Annotated in this window: 14 protein-coding genes; 4 read left to right on the forward strand and 10 right to left on the reverse strand. The window is 71.2% G+C overall.

Annotated features, from left to right (window positions below; genetic code table 11):
- Window positions 1–105: 105 nt before the first annotated feature.
- Window positions 106–1,059 carry a hypothetical protein gene (locus ACQP0N_RS30870; RefSeq protein ID WP_433116010.1) on the forward strand — a complete coding sequence of 318 codons (954 nt, stop codon included), beginning with the start codon at window positions 106–108 and terminating at the stop codon, window positions 1,057–1,059.
- A 157-nt stretch (window positions 1,060–1,216) separates the two neighbouring features.
- On the opposite strand, the gene ACQP0N_RS30875 is transcribed toward ACQP0N_RS30870, so the two are convergent.
- From ACQP0N_RS30875 to ACQP0N_RS30885, 3 genes are all read right to left on the reverse strand, one after another.
- Window positions 1,217–2,905: a S8 family serine peptidase gene (locus ACQP0N_RS30875; protein ID WP_433116011.1), complete on the reverse strand. Its 1,689-nt coding sequence runs from the start codon at window positions 2,903–2,905 to the stop codon at window positions 1,217–1,219.
- A gap of 96 nt (window positions 2,906–3,001) precedes the next feature.
- A complete protein-coding gene (locus tag ACQP0N_RS30880) occupies window positions 3,002–3,724 on the reverse strand; it encodes an HAD family hydrolase (RefSeq protein WP_433116013.1) in 723 nt (240 codons plus the stop codon).
- A gap of 61 nt (window positions 3,725–3,785) precedes the next feature.
- Window positions 3,786–4,742 (reverse strand): EamA family transporter, encoded by a 957-nt coding sequence (locus tag ACQP0N_RS30885; RefSeq protein ID WP_355050965.1) that lies wholly within the window; start codon window positions 4,740–4,742, stop codon window positions 3,786–3,788.
- An 86-nt stretch (window positions 4,743–4,828) separates the two neighbouring features.
- On the opposite strand from ACQP0N_RS30885, the gene ACQP0N_RS30890 reads away from it, so the two are divergent.
- A complete protein-coding gene (locus ACQP0N_RS30890) occupies window positions 4,829–5,374 on the forward strand; it encodes a CGNR zinc finger domain-containing protein (RefSeq protein WP_433116016.1) in 546 nt (181 codons plus the stop codon).
- On the opposite strand, the gene ACQP0N_RS30895 is transcribed toward ACQP0N_RS30890, so the two are convergent.
- The 3 genes from ACQP0N_RS30895 to ACQP0N_RS30905 all read right to left on the reverse strand — a co-directional run bounded on the left by ACQP0N_RS30895 (window position 5,341) and on the right by ACQP0N_RS30905 (window position 7,025).
- The gene (locus ACQP0N_RS30895) at window positions 5,341–5,919 is read right to left on the reverse strand and encodes a GNAT family N-acetyltransferase (protein WP_433116018.1); all 579 of its coding nucleotides are present in this window, start codon (window positions 5,917–5,919) and stop codon (window positions 5,341–5,343) included. The two genes, ACQP0N_RS30890 and ACQP0N_RS30895, sit on opposite strands and share 34 nt — an antisense overlap.
- A gap of 120 nt (window positions 5,920–6,039) precedes the next feature.
- Window positions 6,040–6,222, reverse strand: coding sequence for a DUF397 domain-containing protein (locus ACQP0N_RS30900; RefSeq protein ID WP_396800089.1), 183 nt, complete (start codon window positions 6,220–6,222; stop codon window positions 6,040–6,042).
- Window positions 6,213–7,025: a helix-turn-helix domain-containing protein gene (locus tag ACQP0N_RS30905; protein ID WP_433116020.1), complete on the reverse strand. Its 813-nt coding sequence runs from the start codon at window positions 7,023–7,025 to the stop codon at window positions 6,213–6,215. Before ACQP0N_RS30905 ends, ACQP0N_RS30900 begins: the two co-directional genes overlap by 10 nt.
- A gap of 346 nt (window positions 7,026–7,371) precedes the next feature.
- Between ACQP0N_RS30905 and ACQP0N_RS30910 the strand changes: the two genes are divergently transcribed.
- Complete coding sequence (locus ACQP0N_RS30910; protein ID WP_433116022.1) at window positions 7,372–7,659, forward strand: hypothetical protein; 288 nt, start codon at window positions 7,372–7,374, stop codon at window positions 7,657–7,659.
- Between the two features lie 37 nt (window positions 7,660–7,696).
- Here the strand turns inward: ACQP0N_RS30910 and ACQP0N_RS30915 are convergent, their stop codons facing one another.
- Window positions 7,697–8,119 carry a MarR family winged helix-turn-helix transcriptional regulator gene (locus ACQP0N_RS30915; RefSeq protein WP_234583379.1) on the reverse strand — a complete coding sequence of 141 codons (423 nt, stop codon included), beginning with the start codon at window positions 8,117–8,119 and terminating at the stop codon, window positions 7,697–7,699.
- Between the two features lie 176 nt (window positions 8,120–8,295).
- Between ACQP0N_RS30915 and eno the strand changes: the two genes are divergently transcribed.
- Window positions 8,296–9,603 (forward strand): phosphopyruvate hydratase, encoded by a 1,308-nt coding sequence (gene eno / locus ACQP0N_RS30920; protein WP_433116024.1) that lies wholly within the window; start codon window positions 8,296–8,298, stop codon window positions 9,601–9,603.
- A 17-nt stretch (window positions 9,604–9,620) separates the two neighbouring features.
- On the opposite strand, the gene ACQP0N_RS30925 is transcribed toward eno, so the two are convergent.
- From ACQP0N_RS30925 to ACQP0N_RS30935, 3 genes are all read right to left on the reverse strand, one after another.
- The gene (locus ACQP0N_RS30925) at window positions 9,621–11,030 is read right to left on the reverse strand and encodes a class II fumarate hydratase (RefSeq protein WP_433116026.1); all 1,410 of its coding nucleotides are present in this window, start codon (window positions 11,028–11,030) and stop codon (window positions 9,621–9,623) included.
- A gap of 35 nt (window positions 11,031–11,065) precedes the next feature.
- A complete protein-coding gene (locus ACQP0N_RS30930) occupies window positions 11,066–14,047 on the reverse strand; it encodes a BTAD domain-containing putative transcriptional regulator (RefSeq protein ID WP_433116028.1) in 2,982 nt (993 codons plus the stop codon).
- A gap of 256 nt (window positions 14,048–14,303) precedes the next feature.
- Window positions 14,304–17,279, reverse strand: a complete 2,976-nt coding sequence (locus ACQP0N_RS30935) for a BTAD domain-containing putative transcriptional regulator (protein WP_433116030.1) — start codon at window positions 17,277–17,279, stop codon at window positions 14,304–14,306.
- Window positions 17,280–17,369: the final 90 nt, after the last annotated feature.

The raw sequence follows: 17,369 nt of genomic DNA on the forward strand, positions 1-17,369 counted from the left end.
CGTCCCTCGGCTTCTCGGTGGTTGTCCACAGGCGCGTGCGGTGCCCGCCTCTGGCAGTGTCCACAGGGGTATCCGCCGCCAGTTCGGAAGTCACAGGCTGGCCGCATGCCCCCACACCCGCACCGGCCTCCCGCCCTCGCCTGGCAGGTCTTCCGTGGCTCCGTAGTGACCCAACAGGGCCTGATCACCAGGCACCAACTACGCGGCTCGTCGTGGGTTCGCCTCCGCCATGACGTGTACGCGGACGCCCGCCTCGAACGCAATCACGAACTGGCCTGCCGCGCTGCGGCCCTACGGTTGCCACCGCAGGCGCTGATCGCCGGCCCGTCGTCGGCTTACCTACACGGCGTCGAGCATGCCGCTGGGTTCGACGACGACGTGCACGTGCTGGTGCCGAAGGCTGCCCGCGTCGATTCTCGACCCGGCCTGCACGTACACACGGCCGACGCCGATGCCGCCACGAAGCCGTCGCCCGCGCCGACCACCCGCCCGCAGCCACCCGTGTCAGTGCGCCCCCTACCCGGCAGCGCCACCCTCCGCAGGACCGATCCCGCATCAGCGGCGTGGGAGACGGCGGTCTGGTTGGATCCGTTTCGCGCGGTCGGAATCGTGGACTCGCTACTCGCATCCGGCCTGACCACCCGCACCGCGCTGACCGCTGTCGCCACCGCCAATGCCGGTCGGCCCGGCGGGCGGCGCGCGTGCTGGACCTTCGAGCTCGCCGATCCTGGGGCGCAGTCCCCACCCGAGTCGCAACTGCGGGTGCGTCTGGTTATGGGCGGGCTTCCCCGACCGGTCACCCAGCACCCGATCCGGCTGCCGAGCGGGTTGGTGGTCCATCCCGACCTGGCCTGGCCCGAGTTCCGCGTGGCGGTGGAGTACGACGGCCGGTGGCACGCCGACCCGGAGCAACTGCACCTCGACCGTCGGCGGCTCAATCTCCTTGTCGGGGCGGGCTGGTTGGTGCTGCACGTGACCAGCAGGAGGCTCCACAGGGATTTCCCGGCCGTGCTCAACGAGGTGCGGTCGGCTCTGATCTCGCGCGGCTGGCGACGCTGACCACGCCGGCCGTGATCGACCCCCAGCTCGCCGATGTGGGGGTATCTCCTCCACCTGACACCGCCACATCGGCGAGCTGGGGGTCGATCATCGCCCCGCCCGTGCCAAGCGGCAGGGCCCGGCCGACGAGTGTCGACCGGGCCCCGCAGGCGGTGCGTTACGGGCGTGCGTTGAGCTTGAGCGGGGTCTTCACCGCGGCGTACGCGTCGACGATCCCGTACCCGTAGAAGCCGTTGAAGTTGAGCCCACCGGCGCAGTACGCGTCGTAGGTCTCGTCACGGCCCTCGTTGCGGTACTGCTGAAGGCGCGGCTCCGGGCAGGCGTGCTCGGCCGCCGTGCGGTAGAGGTGCTGCTCCACCTGGTCCGGGGACATGCCGAAGCCACCCCGACCCTGCGGCTTGCCGTACCGGCTGACGATCAGCGCGGCCACACCGGCGGCGTGCGGGGACGCCATCGAGGTGCCCTGGAGGTAGGTGTAGTAGCCGCACTCACCGTTGGTCTTGCACTGCTTGAAGACGGACTCCTCGAACCCGGCGACGATGTTGCCGTCGGCGTCGACCGAGCCCTCCTCCTGGAGCACGTGCTTCGGGTAGGACGACAGGATCATGTTGGCGTCGGTGCGGAAGGTGTCCGTGCCGAAGCCGTCGCGGAACCAGCCGCCCGGCGCGGCGACCGAGATCTGCTCGGTGCCGTAGTTGGAGAAGTCCGACTTCTTGCCGGACGGGCCGATCGACGACACACCGATGACGTGCGGGCCCTCGGTGGGCAGGTCCCAGCAGCTGTTGTTGTCGATCGGGCGCGGGTACGGGTCGGCGCCGTAGTCCGGGCTGGACGTGTCGGTACGGGGAGCGCCCAGGTCCTCGTTGTTGTTGCCGAGCGCGCCGACCAGGGTGACGCCCTTGTTGTGGGCGAATTCCAGCGCCCGCTTCATGGCCTTGATGATGGCCCGCTGCTCGGCCTGCGCTTCGGGGGAGTCGGCCGGGTTGGCGGTGCAGTTGTAGAGCCACGGGTCGACGTAGAACGACATGTTGACCACGTCGATCCCGTTGCGGCCGGCGTAGACCAGGGCGTTGACGACCGGGTCGAGGAAGAAGTAGCCGGAGTCCTGGCCACCCTTGAGCTCGACCAGCGACACGTTCGGGGCGACACCGGAGAGGCCGAAGCCGTTGGCGGCGGCGCCGATGGTGCCGGCCACGTGGGTGCCGTGCCCGCCGTCGTCGGTGCCCACCGCGTCGAGGCAGCTCGGCACCTCGCAGGGGCCGTCCACGTCGATCCGGTCGGGTGCGAAGTTGCGCGACAACGCCCAGTTGAAGTTGGGCGCGATGTCCGGGTTGCTGGCGTCGACGCCGGTGTCCAGTACGCCGACGGTCACCCGACGGTCACCGGGCTCGATCTTGCGGGCCTTGTCGGCCCGGATCATCTCCAGGCCCCAGAGCTTGTCGTCGAGCGGGTCCATCTTGGCCCCGCGCCGGGCGGCAGCGCCGGCGGCGGCCTTGGTGGCGGCCGTCAGGTGCTCCTGCTCGACCCGGTCCAGCTTCGGCTTGCGGCCGATGGCCTTCTGCTCGGCGGCGCCGACCAGGGTCGGCGCGGCGGCGGCCCGGGACGCGAAGTCGGCCCGGTCACTGGTGACCTGGAACATGCCGACCTCGTCGGACGAGGACACCACCGTGCCGCCGGCGGCCCGGATGGCGGCGACCGCCGTGTCGACGGCGACCCCGTCCTCGGCGACCACCGTGAAGGTGCGGGACGTGCTCGGCGCGGCGCTGGCCGGTACCCCCAGGCCCGCTGCCGTAAGTGCCAGTACCGCCGCGGTCGCGACGGCACCGACGGTGAAGCGCTTGCTCACCACATCGAATCCTCTCGTTGAGGGACGTGGCGTCATCACACAACACCCGGCGGGTTCCCGCCAGATGAACGTCCGTTATGCCGGTGAATCTGTCCTTCATCCGCCCTGGCCGACGCCCAGATCCACCCGGTCGGACGATGCCGCCGGCAGATCCGACAGGACCGTGGGCAGCTCGGCCAGGGTGGACACCTCCGCGTCGGGGATCAGACCGGCCGGACGGGGCAGCCCGTGCCGGTTCAGCCACACCGACCGCAGGCCGGCCCGTCGGGGCGCCACCACGTCGTGCTCCCACGAGTCGCCGACGTACACGATCTGCTCGGCGGGCACCCCGGCGACCTCGACCACCGCCGCGTAGAACTCCGGGGCGGGCTTCTTGGGCAGGCCGTTCTCGTGCGCGTACACCTCGAAGGCGAACTCACCGGCGAGCCCGCAGCGTTCGGCGCGGCTGTTGCCGTTCGTCGCGAAGCCCAGCGTGTATTGGCGACGCAGCGCCACCAGTGCCGGCGGAACGTCCGGGAACGGCCGGGTGAGGGCGAACCGGCGGGCGAAGAAGAGGTCGGCGATCTCGTCGAGGTGATCGCCGAGGCCGGCGCGGGCCAGCGACCGGGCCAGCGCGGCGCGGCGAATCTCCAGAACCGGGGCGGCGCTCAGCTCACCGAAGACCGCTCCCCAGTCGGACTCCAACTCGGCGAGCGTCACGCCGGCCGCGTCGGGTGTGCGACGCCGCATCTCGTCGAGGACGGCCGCCAGCCCGCCGGTGACCGCGGGCCGCAGGTCGAGCAGGGTCTCGTCGGCGTCGAACACCACAGTGGTCAGCACGGCACCCACTCTCCCACCACGCGACGACCGCACCACACGACGACCGCACGGGACAGCGACCTCACCGGGTGCCGGCCGCCAGCGCGGGCTCGGGCGCGGTGGGCGCGGGCACGCCGCGCAGCTCGTCGAGGCGTACCAGGGCGACCCCGGCGACGATCAGCAGGCCGCCGAGGAGTTGCCAGGCGGTGGGCAGTTCGTCCAGGAACAGCCAGGCGATGAGTACGGCGAACAGCACCTCGGTCAGCCCGACGAACGACGACAGCCGGGGGCCGAGGATCCGGTTGCCGGCGATGCCGGCCAGGTACGCGATCACGGCGGCGACGAGGGTGAGCCCGACGATGGGCAGCAGCCAGGTGGTGCGCTGCCCGGCGAAGGTGACCTCGCCGAACGTGGCACGCAGCGGCAGCAGCCCGGTCACCCCGATGAGCAGCAGCACGGCCGCGCCGACGGCCATCCCGCCGCTGGCCATGGCGACCGAGGGCAGGCGGGGGTCGACCCGGCCGGCGAGTACGAAGTAGCCGGCCAGGCCGAACGCGGCGCCCAGCCCCCAGAGCACGCCGACCGGGTCGAAGGCGGCGTTGCCGGTGAGGTCCAGGACGAACACCAACCCGCACAGCGCGGCGGCGGAGCCGGCCACGGTGAGCCGCCGGGGGCGCTGGCCGTGCCGCAGCCACATCCAGCCCACGACGAGGATGATGCCCAGATATTCCAGCAGGAGCGCGATGCCGACCGGCAGGTAGCGCACGGCGTTGAAGAAGCACACCTGCGCCAGGGCGACCCCGAGCAGGCCGAACATCACGACCGCGGAGCTGTTGTCGCGCAGCACGTGCCACCTGCCGCGCAGCGCCAGCAGGGCGGGGATCGCGAGCACCAGGGCGGCCACCCCGACCCGGGCGACGACAGCGGCCTCGGCCGACCACCCGGCCTCGATGAGTGAGCGCGCGAAGGTGCCCGAGGTGGCGAACGTGACGGCGGAGAGGAGCGCCAACGCGGCGCCGACGGCGGGTCGTTGCGGCATCTCGCGCTCCTCGCTGCGGCACGTGCGTCATGGGCAAACTATCCTTGTGCCCATGACGCTAGGCGGCCATCGTGACAGGAGTCAAGTTGCTATTCGCTCATGACACCGAATGCTCGCTGATCGCCGCCACCGCGCTGGTCAACACCGGAGGTCGCGACGGTGAGCTGCTACCCGACATCGCCGCGCTGGACGCGTTCTTTCTCCGGCACACCTACAGCGGGCGGCACGAGCACACCGACGCGGAACTACGCGCCGTACGACAGTTGCGCCCCCGCCTGCGCCGCATCTGGGACGCCGAACCGCCCGAGGTCGTCGACATCATCAACGGCCTGCTCCGCGAACACCGGGCGCTGCCGCAGCTCATCGAGCACGACGACGAGCCCTACCACCTGCACGCCGTGCCCCGCGACGCGCCGCTGGCCACCCGCATGGCGGTGGAGGCGGCCATGGCCATCGCCGACCTGGTCCGGACCGGCGAGCTGAGCCGGCTGCGCATCTGCGAGCACCCGGACTGCGACAACGTCGTCGTCGACCTGTCCCGCAACCGGTCGCGGCGGTTCTGCGAGGCCGGCTGCGGCAACCGCGCCGCCGTGACCGCCTACCGGGCGCGCAAGGCCGCCGGCCGGTCCTGAGCGACGTCGGCGGCCAGCAGCTCGTACTCCACCTCGCCCTGCTCGGTCCCCGGGATCGGGTCGTCGAAGTCCAGGTGGAACGTCCGCACGTAACGCAGCCCCGCCTTCTCCATCACCCGGCGGGACCGCTCGTTCACCGCCATCGTCTGCGCCCACACCCGGCGCACGCCCACGACGTCGAGCGCGTACCGGACCAGCGCCCGGGACCCCTCCGGCGCCAGGCCACGCCCCCACGCCGCGCGGCGCAGCCGGTAGCCCAACTCGGCCTCGGTGCCGTCCTCCGACGGGTCGAGCGCGAACCACCCCAGGAACTCACCGGACGCCCGGTCGAGCGCCGCCCACCGACCCAGGCCGGGATGCCGCTCGTACTGGGCGAGCAGCCTCGGCAACTGCTCGTCCCGGATCGTCCCCATCGGGGTCGCTACGCCGCCGGTGAGGAACCGCATCACCTCGGGATCGCCGTCCAGCTCGACGAACGCGTCCACGTCGGCCATCGTCAACCGGCGCATCCGCAGCCGCTCGGTCGACGGAGGTTCTCCACCCATAGACCCGATCATCCCGCCGCTGCGGGACACCGTCGACCCGATTACCCGCAGGCCGCCGCCGGCCGCCGCAAGATCCGCGCGGGAAACCCCGCGACCACCGTCGCGGGCAGGGCGGTCGCTTCAGCGCGGGGGTGCGACCACGAAGAGCCGCCAGGAGTACGCGTCGACCACCAACACGGGTCCGTCCGGGTCCTTACTGTCCCGCACCCCGACCACGCCCCCCAGATCCGTAGCCACCTCGACGCACTGGTCGTTGGAACCACTGCGGCTACTCTTCCGCCATTGGGCTCGGGTCAGCTCCACGACTCCGCCACTTCTCTCAGCAACTCGATCGACTCCTGCGGAGGTAACGCCTGCCCGAGGGTCGCTTCCCAGGTCCACTGTAGGCGGAGCAGATCTGCCGGCAGATCGAGTTCCTGGCCGCCGATCTGACCACCAAGGTAGGCAAGGTCGCTGTGGTCGGCAAGCGTGGCGAGTATGAACGGGCCGTTCAGGCCGGGATATTCCTCCGCGCTGCGCGGCACCACATGTAGCTGAACCCGGGGATGCTCGGTCCCCAGTCGAGCCAGGTGCAGAGCCTGCTCACACATCACCTTCCGGCCGCCAACGCGCCGCCGCAGCACCGCCTCATCGACTACCGCGACCAGGTGCGGCGGCCGGTCCTGGTAAAGAACCTGCTGGCTGTCCAGTCTGTCGGCCAGCCGGCGCTCCACCTCTTCGGCATCGAGCAGCCGATCGGACTCGAAGATCGCCCGGGCATAGCCCTCGGTTTGCAGCAGTCCCGGAATGTGCAGCGGGTCGAACCAGCGCAGCGCCCGTGCTTCCGCGAGGATCGCACGCCAACCCCGCAGCCAGACCTGAGCCTTGTCCAGGCTGACCAGTTCGGTGGACATGCGGCTGAAGAGGCCGCCGGTGTCCAGGGCGCGGTCGAGGAGTTCCAGGTACTTCGCGGTGGGCGGCTGCTGGCCCAACTCGACCGCGCTGACCATCGACGGCGAGTAGTTGACCGCCTTGGCCAGCTCGTCCTGGCTCCAGCCTCGGCGAGCCCGCGCCCGGCGCAGCTCCGCGACCAGGAACGCCGCCGCCGTCATCTGCCCATCGGCCATGCCCGACCACTCTCCAACCCGCCGGCGATCAATTCCAGACGGCCAACAGAGCCGGCACCGACCGAAAACAGGGCAGCCACGACAGGTCGGCCGAACCCTTCCGACCGTAGTCGTCCGATCACCAGACTGTGAAGTGCGACGCCGCTCCCCGTCCCCCGGGCCAGCGGCATCGCCCGGGACCGCCCGAACCCCCGTGCCGGGCGGTCCCACCCCGCAAGATCGTGCTCGATCGTGGAAACAGTGGCCTCCGCACGTGCCGAGGCCACTACATCCAGGATCGAGCACGATCTTGATCGGGTGCGGGGGTGATGTCGCCAGCGATCCAGCTCGAAAGGACTCCCACACCATGTCCCGGACCGTCTCGGACGACCGCGCGGCCGTACCCCGTCGACCGCACCTGCCGTTGCGGCCGTTGTGGCTCTGCCGGGTCTGCGCCGCGCCGTGGCCGTGCGCGCTGGCCCGACTCGCCCTCCGCCAGGAGTACGCCCACGACCGGATCGCCCTGAGCATCTACCTGTGCACGGTCCTGCACGACGCGGCCAGCGACCTGTACCGGCTCAACCCGCACGACGGCCCGGCTCCGGCGGCGCTCTACGTCCGGTTCCTCGGCTGGGCGGCACTGCCCGAACCCTGACGTTCGTCGACGGCGGCCCTGCCGTCGACGGGAGCGTCTAACGCATGGCGAGCCGTTCCAGCAGGGCGGCGCTGCGTGCCAGCAGTGCCCGCTCCTCATCCGTGAGTTCCGCCTCGATGGCCTGGGCGAGCCAACCGGCTCTGCGGCTGCGCTCCGCCTCCAGGGCGGCCCGACCCGCGTCCGACAGCTCGACGAGCGACTTGCGGCCGTCCGTGGGGTGCGCCCGTCGCGTGATCAGCTTCTGTTCCATGAGCAGCCCCACCGCCCGCGCCATCGACTGGGGGCGTACGCGCTGGTCGGCGGCGAGGTCGCTGGTGGTCATGGCACCGTCGCGGTCCAGCGCGCCCAGCACGGCGATCTGACCCAGCGGAATGCGGTCCTCGTGCTTGACGCGCCGGGTGAGCTTGCCCATCGCGGTACGCAGTTCGGCGGCGATGGCGGCGGCTTCCGAGGTGGGCACAGGGCACTTTACCCCGCTCGTCAGCGCTGTTGGGCAGCTGACCTGCACAGCAATACTGTTCAGCGGGGCTGTTCAGCATAACTGGTCAGCATTGCTGTAGGGTTTGCCGCTGTCGGGCCCAGCGCCAGCGTTGTCGCAGCTGGGGCCACGGCAGGCGACAACGAAAGGGACCTCCCATGTCCGCACCGGCAGCCAGAACCGTCACCACCACCATCGAGACCGTCACCGCCCGCCGCATCATCGACAGCCGGGGCAACCCCACGGTCGAGGTCGACGTCACGCTGGCGGACGGCTCGTTCGGCCGGGCCGCCGTCCCCTCCGGCGCCTCCACCGGGGCCCGGGAGGCCGTGGAGCTGCGCGACGGAGACCCGACGCGCTGGCACGGCAAGGGCGTCGACCGCGCGGTGGCCAACGTCAACGGGGAGATCGCGGCGGCCGTGCGCGGCAGCGACGCGGCAGACCAGGCGGGTCTGGACGCCGCACTGATCGCCCTCGACGGCACCGCCACGAAGTCCCGGCTCGGCGCCAACGCGATTCTCGGCGTCTCCCTCGCCGTCGCCAAGGCCGCCGCGGCGGCCCACCGCCAGCCCCTCTACCGCTACCTGGGCGGCGCCGACGCCCACCTCCTGCCGCTGCCGATGATGAACATCGTCAACGGCGGCGCCCACGCCGACAACCCACTCGATTTCCAGGAGTTCATGATCGTGCCCGTGGGCGCGGACACCTTCGCCGAAGCCGTCCGCATGGGCAGCGAGGTCTTCCACACCCTGCGCCGCGATCTGCTGGCCGCCGGGCACTCCACGGGTGTGGGCGACGAGGGTGGCTTCGCGCCCGAGCTGCGTACGGCCGAGGAGGCGCTCGACTTTGTGCTGGCCGCCATCGAGGGTGCCGGCTACCGCCCCGGCACGGACATCGGCCTCGTCATGGACCCGGCGTCATCCGAGTTCTTCCGCGACGGCGTGTACGACTACGTAGGCGAGGGAGTGCGCCGCACCCCCGCCGAGCACGCCGACTACCTGGCGACGCTCATCGACGCATACCCGATCGTCTCGATCGAGGACCCGATGGCGGAGGACGACCTGGACGGCTGGCGCGAGCTGACCGCCCGCGTCGGTGACCGCTGCCAGCTCACCGGTGACGACGTGTTCTGCACCAACGAGACGCTGCTGAGCGAGGGCATCCGCACCGGCGTCGGCAACTCCGTCCTGGTCAAGGTCAATCAGGTCGGCACCCTGACCGAGGCGCTGGCCACGGTGACGACGGCCCAGCGGGCGGGTTGGACCGTCGTCATGTCGCACCGCTCTGGCGAGACGGAGGACACCACGATCGCGGATCTGGCGGTGGCCACCGGCTGTGGCCAGCTCAAGACCGGCTCACTCTCCCGCTCCGACCGGACGGCGAAGTACAACCAACTGATCCGGATCGAAGAGGAGCTGGGCGACTCGGCACGCTTCGCGGGTCGCGCCGCCTTGCGCCGGGCGTGAGCAGGACACGCCGCGGGTCAGGGGTGGGTCATCCGGAGCAGGTCCAGCGTCTCGTCCAACTGGGTCTCGGTGAGCTTGCCGGAGTCGACGTGCCCTCGGGAGATGACGACCTCACGGATCGACGCCTGCTTCGCCAGCGCCTCCTTGGCGATGGAGGCGGCCTCGTCGTACCCCAGGTAGCGGTTCAGCGGGGTGACGATCGACGGCGAGCCCTCGGCGTACGCCAGACAGACCTCGGCATCCGCGACCAGGCCGGCCACCAGACGGTCGGCGAACAGCCGACTCGCGGCGGCCAGCAGCCGGATCGACTCCAGCAGGTTGCGGCCCATCACCGGGAGCATGACGTTCAGCTCGAAGTCGCCCTGGGAGCCGGCGAACCCGACTGTCGCGTCGTTGCCGATGACCTGGGCGCAGACCTGCCGCATCGCCTCGGCGACCACGGGGTTGACCTTGCCCGGCATGATCGACGACCCGGGCTGGAGGTCGGGGATGCGCAGCTCCCGCAGGCCGGCCCGGGGGCCGGAGCCCATCCAGCGGATGTCGTTCGCGACCTTGTAGAGGCCCACCGCGATGGTGCGGAGCTGCCCGGAGGTCTCCACCAGGGCGTCGCGGGCACCCTGCGCCTCGAAGTGGTTACGGGCCTCCGACAGTGGCAGCCCGGTCGACTCGCGCAGCTTGCCGATCACGGCGGCGGCGAAGCCCAGCGGCGTGTTGATCCCGGTGCCCACGGCGGTGCCACCCAGCGGCAGTTCGGCCAGCCGGGGCAGCGAACCCTCCAACCGCTCGATGCCGTAGCGGACCTGGGCGGCGTACCCGCCGAACTCCTGCCCGAGGGTGACCGGCGTGGCGTCCATCAGATGCGTACGCCCCGCCTTCACCACCGTCTCGAACTCGGCCGCCTTGCCCTCCAGCGCCTCGGCGAGGTGGGTCAGCGACGGCAGCAGGTCCTCGGCGATGAACTGGGTGGCGGCCAGGTGGATCGAGGACGGGAACACGTCGTTGCTGGACTGGGACGCGTTGACGTGGTCGTTCGGGTGCACCGGCGAGCCCAGCTCCCGGCTCGCCAGGGTCGCGATGACCTCGTTGGCGTTCATGTTGGACGACGTTCCGGATCCGGTCTGGAAGACGTCGACCGGGAACTGGTCGTCGTACCCTCCGTCGGCCACGTGCGCGGCAGCGGCGGCGATCGCGGCGGCCACGTTGGCGTCGATCACGCCAAGCTCGCCGTTGACCTCGGCCGCCGCACCCTTGATCTGGGCCAGGGCCTTGATCTGGGCGGGTTCGATGCCCCGGCCGGAGATCGGAAAGTTCTGCACCGCGCGCTGGGTCTGCGCCCGCCACAGCGCCTCGGCGGGCACCTCCACCTCGCCCATCGAGTCGCGTTCGATCCGGTAACCGGTCGCCTCTGGAGTCGTCACGCGTACCATCCTGCCGCGCCCACGGCCGAACCGCAGATGATCCGTCAGCCCAGCTCGGCGAGCAGCCGCTCCACCTCGTGCTGCTCCGGTGAGTCGATCTGGGTGAACACTGCCAGCGCTCGGAGCCAGTGTGACCGGGCGCCGGCCGGGTCGGAGTCCCGCAGGCAGCGGGCGATACCGTCCAGCGCCCCGGCCTGTTCGTGCCGGGCGTCCAACCGGATGGCGTCGGCGAGCACCCGCCGGTGCAGGTCCAATGCGCTGGTGACGTCACCCTGGTCGAGGAGCGCACGGGCCAGCAGGTTGCGCGACAGGCAGGCCGCGAGGCGGTCTCCCGACTTGGTCACCGCGGCGAGCGCCTCGCGGTGCAACATCGCGGCCGCCTCCGGCCGGCCCAGGATCCGTTCGATGGTGCCGAGCTCGTTGAGGACCTCACCCTCGCCGAAGCGGTTGTCCTGACGGCGCTTGAAATGCAAGGCCAGCCGCAGAAACCGGTGCGCACCCGGATAGTCGCCGAGCCGGGCCCGCACCGCGCCGAGGTGACCGAGGGCGTAGCACAGGCCGTTCATGTCGCCGATCTCGCGGGCCAGGCGCATCTGACGCCGCGCGGCCACCCGCGCCTCCGGATAGCGGCCCGAGGCCAGCAGCAGGAGCGTCTGGTTGTTGAGCATCGCGATGACCTCCGCCGGTTGGTCACCGCCGGAGACCAGCGCCAGCGCCGCGGCGGAGTGGGTCATGGCGGGAGCCAGTTGCCAGTTGGCGCCGTACGCGATGGCCAGATTACGACGGACGGTGGCCTCACCACGGCGGTCACCGAGCCGTTGACGCAACCGGAGCGCGACCTCCATCAGCTCGATGGCCTCCGGAAACCGACCGAGCCGGAAGTAGCCCGAGGACAGGTAGTTCTGCACGGTGGCGACGGCCCCCGCGTCGCCGAGCTGCTCGGCGGCGCGCAGTGCGACGGTGTGCGTGTCCACCAACTCGTCCAGGTGGCCGTGCGAGAACAGGTAGAACCAGGACGTACGCGCCAGCTGCCAGCACCGTTCGAGATGCCCCTCGGTGGCCGCCAGCCGCACCAGCGCCGGCAGTGCGGCCCGATTGACGTCGAACCAGCCGACGCCATCCGACGCCGCTGCTCGCACCAGATCAGCTCGGGGAGGCTCCGGCAGTACCAGAGCGGATCGGCTGGCTACCGGCTCGATCCGGCTGGTGACGGCGTGAGCCACATGTAGGTGATGATCAAGGAGCCGGACCAGGGCGGCCTTCCGTTGTGCTGCGGTCTCACCCGTTTCCAGCAACTGTCGGGCGTACTCGCGCATCAGGTCGTGGTAACGGAAGCGTCCGAGTTCCGGCTCGTCGACGAGGTGCGCGTCGACGAGACCGTCAAGCACGTCCTGGGCGGCCGGCAGCGGCAGGTCCACGACCGCCGCCGCCAACCGGTCGTCGAAGAGACCCCCGGGATGCAGCGCCAGCAGCCGGAACATCCGCTGCTGTTCGAGGTCGAGCTGTGCGTACGACAGGGCGAAGGCCTGCCCGACGGAGCGTTCGCCCGCCGACAGTTCGGTCAGGGTGTCGCGTCCGGTGCCGAGCCGGTCCGCCAGGTCGCGGACCCGCCACCGGGGCCGGTGGGCGAGCCGGGCTCCGGCCAGTCGGATCGCCAGGGGCAGGTATCCGCAACGGCCGGTGACCTCGGCCGCCGCCTCCGGCTCTGCGGCAACCCGCTCGACGCCCGCCACCCGGCCGAGCAACTCCACGGCCTCGTCGGGGTCCAGCACCGCCAGCGACGACGGCTTGCCGCCGTCCAAGCCGGCGAGCCGGCGGCGGCTCGTGATCAAGGTCAGGGTGTCCCGGCCATTGGGTAGTAGTGGGGCGACCTGGGCGGCGCTGGCAGCGTTGTCGAGCACCACGATCGCCCGTCGTCCGGACAGCTCACTTCGCCAGAGGGCCGCGCGTTCGTCGGTGTCGGCCGGTATGCGGTCCCCACGGACACCGAGCTGGCGCAGCAGTGCGGCCAGGGCCGCGGCCGGCGGCGCCGGTTCACGTTCGCTGTGCCCGTGCAGGTCGATGAAGAGGTGCGCGTCCGGATAGCGGTCCGCGAGCGCGTTGGCGACGTGCACGGCCAGCGTGGTCTTGCCGCTGCCCGCCATGCCGTCGACGAGCTGGATCCGGGCGTCGTCCTCCTCGATCTCCTTCACCAGCCGTGCGACCGTCTCCTGCCGTCCGGTGAAATCGCTGATGGCCCGGGGTAGCGCTCGGACCGGGGTGAAGGACCGCTCCTCCGGGCCGGTAAGCGCCAGGTCACCGGCGAGTATTCGCTGGTGCACCTCGTGCAATGCGGCACCGGGCTCGATGCCCAGCTCGTCGGCATGAATCCGCCGACCCTCCCGGTAGACGGCGAGCGCGTCAGCCTGCCGGCCCACCGAGGACAGCGCGAGCATCAGTTGGCCGCGCAGACGCTCCCGCAGCGGATGCCGGTCGACGCTCTCGCTGAGTTCGTCGAGCAGATCGGCGGCCTGCCCGAGGCGCAACTCGACCTCGACGCACTCCTCCAGCACGGTGAGGCGTTGCTCGTCCAGCGTCTGCGCGCGCCGACGGACGCTGCGGCTCGGTATTCCACTGAGGGCCATTCCCCGCCAGAGCGCCAGCGCGGCGCGGAACCGCTCACGCGCCTCACTCGGCCGGCCGGCGGCGACGGCCGACCGGGCCTCATCGACCGCCCGAGCGAAGACCTCGGCGTCGAGGTCGGTCGGCAGGATTCGCACGCCGTACCCGACCGGGTCGGTCACGATGATCTCGGGAGACAGCCCGAGGTCGACAAAGCGGCGCCGCAGCCGCGACACACACGTCTGCAACTGTGCTCGCGCGGTAGATGGAGGCTTCTCCTCCCAGACCGCGTCGATCAGCTCGTCGACCGGCACCAGCCGACCGGCACGCAGCAGCAGCATCGCGAGCACGACCCGGTCCCGGCCCGCGGTGACGGTGGACTCGCCACCGCCGACGCGCAGAGGCCCCAGGATTCCGAACCGCATCTGCTCCCCCGTGTTCACAACATCCAGCAGCGTAGTCCGGCGGTCACAGGTCGGCGCGGTCCGGTGATAGTGATCTGAGAGCGGATCGAGTGGGGTGCACCGCAGACTTGGTCCAAGGTTGCCGGTGACGACATCCGACGGGGGCGGTGCGACCGTCCCACCCCCCAGCGGGCGGGCGTACCGATGTCGGTGGAGGTGCTACCGACGGGGCGAGGCGTCAGGCGGAAGCCTGGCGCCTCGCCGCATAATCGACCGGTCAGCGAAGGTCGGCGAGCAGTTGCTCCACCTCGTGCCGGTCCGGCACGTCGATCTGCCGATAAAGGGACAGCGCCCGGGTCAGGTGTGCGCGGGCCGCCACCGGATCGGTCGTCAGCAGACAGCGGCCGATGCCCTCCAGGGCTCGACCCTGCTCGTATCGGACACCCAACTGGGCCGCGTCGGCGAGCACCCGGCGATACAGGTCCAGGGCGCTCGTCACGTCTCCCTGGGCCAGGATGGCTCGGGCCAACAGGTTGCGCGTGCCGCACTGGGCGGTCCGGTCCCCCACGTCGGTCATCGCGACGAGCGCCGAACGGTGCAGGTCGGCGGCCCGCTCCGGACGGCCGGCCTCCCGCTCCATCATTCCGATCTCGTTCAGCACCTCGCCTTCGCCGAACCGGGCGCCCACCTGTCGTTTCAAGCGCAGCGAGGCGCGCAGCAGCCGGTCAGCCGGTGCCAGGTCGCCCATCCGGTGCCGAGCCATCCCCAGGTGCCCGAGGGCATTTGCGATCCGGCGCGGGTCGCCGAGCTCGCGGGCGATGCCCAGGTGCCTGCGGGCCGTGCGCACCGCCTCGTCGAGCCAGCCCCAGAACAGCAGGGTCATCGACAGGTTGTTGAGTTCGTTCGCCAACGCCTCGTTGTCGCGCATCCGTGTCGCCAACTCCCGGGCGGCGTCGTAGGCCTCGGTTGCCCGCTGGAACTCAAAGTTGGCGGCATACGAGATGCCCAGGTTGCCGAGGGTGTTGCGGTACTGGCGACGCAGACCGAGCCGGCGGAAGATCTCGAGCGATCTCTCCATCACCCGGATCGCCTCCGGGAAGTTACTCAGCCGGTAGTGGGCCGAGGCGACGTAGTTGAGCAACGTCGCCACTGCCTTCTCGTCGCCCAGATCCTCCGCGGCCCGCAGTCCCGTGGAGTGCGTTTCGATCAACTCGTCCAGACGACCGCTCTCGAACTGGGCGTACCAGCCCGCCCTGGCCAACTGCCAGCAGTAGCTGAGGAACCTCTCCGTCTCGGCCAGGCGGACCAGCGCGGGCCACAGGGCCATGTTCTCGTCGAGCCAGGCCCTGCCCTGTTCGGCGACGGTCGCGGCCAGGTCGGGGCGGAGCGGCTCCGCCACCACGAGCAGCGGACGAGCGGCGGAGAGTTCCCGCCTGCGAGCGATTGCCGTGGCGACCTGGAGATGGTGATCGAGCAGCCGCTCGATGCCTTCCCGCCGCTCCGCTGCCCTCTCGGGATCAGCCACCAACGTCCGGGCGTACTCGCGGACGAGGTCGTGCAACCGGTACCGACCCGGCTCAGCCTCCTCGACCAGGTGCGCGTCGACCAGCTCGTCCAGCAGATCCTGCGCGTCGGGTAGGGACAGCTCGGCGAGCACGGCGGCGACCGGGGTGTCGAACCGTACCCCCGGGTGCAGGCCCAGCAGCCGGAACGCACGCTGCGCCGACGGCGGCACCTGGGCGTACGACAGAGCGAAGGCCCGGCCCACCGACCGGTCGCCCGCCTCGAGCTCGGCCAGCGGGTCGGGTCGACTCGACAGCCGCTCCGCGAGGTCGGCGATGCGCCAGCGGGGCCGATGCGCCAGGCGAGCGCCGGCCAGCCGGATCGCCAGTGGCAGGTGACCGCAGCGCCGCACCATCTCGGCTGCCGCCTCCGGCTCGGCGGCAACCCGGTCGGAGCCGACCACATGCCCGAGCAGTTCGACCGCCTCGTCCCGGTCGAGCACCGGCAGTGACACGGGCCGTCCCTCGTCCACGCCGACCAGCCGGCGACGGCTGGTGACCAGGACCAGGCAGTGCGAGCCGTTGGGCAGCAGCGGTGTCACCTGGCCAGCCGTGGCGGCGTTGTCCAGCACCAGCAGGGCCCGCCGACCGGCCAGCTCGGTGCGCCAGAGCGCCAACCGGTCGTCCTGGCTCGTCGGCACCCGGTCGGCGGGAACACCGAGCTGCCGTAGCAGGGTCGCCACCGCCGCCGACGGCGTCAACGGGGTGCGCTCGCTGTGCCCGTGCAGGTCGATGTAGAGCTGAGCGTCCGGATAGCTCTCCGCGAGGACAGTCGCGACGTGCACCGCCAGCGTGGTCTTGCCGCTGCCCGCCATGCCGTCGATGAGCTGGATCCGTGCGCCGGCCTCCACGTCCTTCAGCAGGCGCGTCAGCGTCTGCTGCCGGCCGGTGAAGTCGCCGATCGCCCGGGGCAGCGAGCGCACCGGGGCCGCCGACCGGACCTCCCGGCCGGCCAGCGCGAGGTCACCGGCCAGCACCCGCTGGTGCAACTCCTGCAGAGCGCCGCCCGGTTCGAGGCCCAACTCGTCGGCGTAGAACCGACGGCCCTCCCGGTAGACCGCCAGCGCGGCGGCCTGCCGACCCACCGACGAGAGCGCGAGCATCAGTTGCCCCCGCAGCCGATCCCGCGAGGGGTACACCTCGACGCTCTCGGTCAACTCCTCGATCAGCTCGGCGGCCCGCCCGAGGCGCAGCTCGACGTCGACGCACTCCTCCAGCACCGTGAGGCGCTGCTCGTCGAGCGTCTGCGCCCGACGACGGACACTACGGCTGGCGATGCCCGCCAGCGCCGGACCCCGCCACAGAGCCAGCGCCGCCCGGTAGTGCGTACGGGCGTCGACCAGACGACCGGCCGCGCCCGCCGCCCGCGCCACCTCCACCCCCCGGGTGAACAGGTTCGCGTCCAGGTCGGCGGGATCGATGCGTACGCCGTAACCGGCAGGATCGGTGACGATGGTCCCCGAGGCGAATCCCAGCTCGGTGAGGCGACGCCGCAGCCGCGACACACACGTCTGCAACTGGGCACGGGCGGTAGCCGGAGGGCTCTCCTCCCAGACCGCGTCGACCAACTCGTCGACCGGCACCAGCCGGCCGGCACGCAGCAGCAGCATCGCGAGCACGACCCGGTCCCGACCTGCCGTGACGGTGGACCCACCACCGACACGCAGAGTCCCCAGGATCCCGAACCGCATCTACTCTCCCGCGTCGATCACACACCGACCAGCAGCGTAGTCCGACGGTCACAGCTCGACGCAGTCCGACCACCGACGCGAGAGGCGCCG

Source organism: Micromonospora sp. CA-246542 (assembly GCF_050942905.1).
Taxonomy (GTDB): domain Bacteria; phylum Actinomycetota; class Actinomycetes; order Mycobacteriales; family Micromonosporaceae; genus Micromonospora.

Coding starts and splice junctions, on each gene's coding strand:
- ACQP0N_RS30870 (WP_433116010.1), top strand. CDS start 106: ATGCCCCCACACCCGCACCGGCCTCCCGCCCTCGCCTGGCAGGTCTTC.
- ACQP0N_RS30885 (WP_355050965.1), bottom strand. CDS start 4,742: ATGCCGCAACGACCCGCCGTCGGCGCCGCGTTGGCGCTCCTCTCCGCC.
- ACQP0N_RS30895 (WP_433116018.1), bottom strand. CDS start 5,919: ATGGGTGGAGAACCTCCGTCGACCGAGCGGCTGCGGATGCGCCGGTTG.
- ACQP0N_RS30905 (WP_433116020.1), bottom strand. CDS start 7,025: ATGGCCGATGGGCAGATGACGGCGGCGGCGTTCCTGGTCGCGGAGCTG.
- ACQP0N_RS30910 (WP_433116022.1), top strand. CDS start 7,372: ATGTCCCGGACCGTCTCGGACGACCGCGCGGCCGTACCCCGTCGACCG.
- eno (WP_433116024.1), top strand. CDS start 8,296: ATGTCCGCACCGGCAGCCAGAACCGTCACCACCACCATCGAGACCGTC.
- ACQP0N_RS30925 (WP_433116026.1), bottom strand. CDS start 11,030: ATGGTACGCGTGACGACTCCAGAGGCGACCGGTTACCGGATCGAACGC.
- ACQP0N_RS30930 (WP_433116028.1), bottom strand. CDS start 14,047: ATGCGGTTCGGAATCCTGGGGCCTCTGCGCGTCGGCGGTGGCGAGTCC.
- ACQP0N_RS30935 (WP_433116030.1), bottom strand. CDS start 17,279: ATGCGGTTCGGGATCCTGGGGACTCTGCGTGTCGGTGGTGGGTCCACC.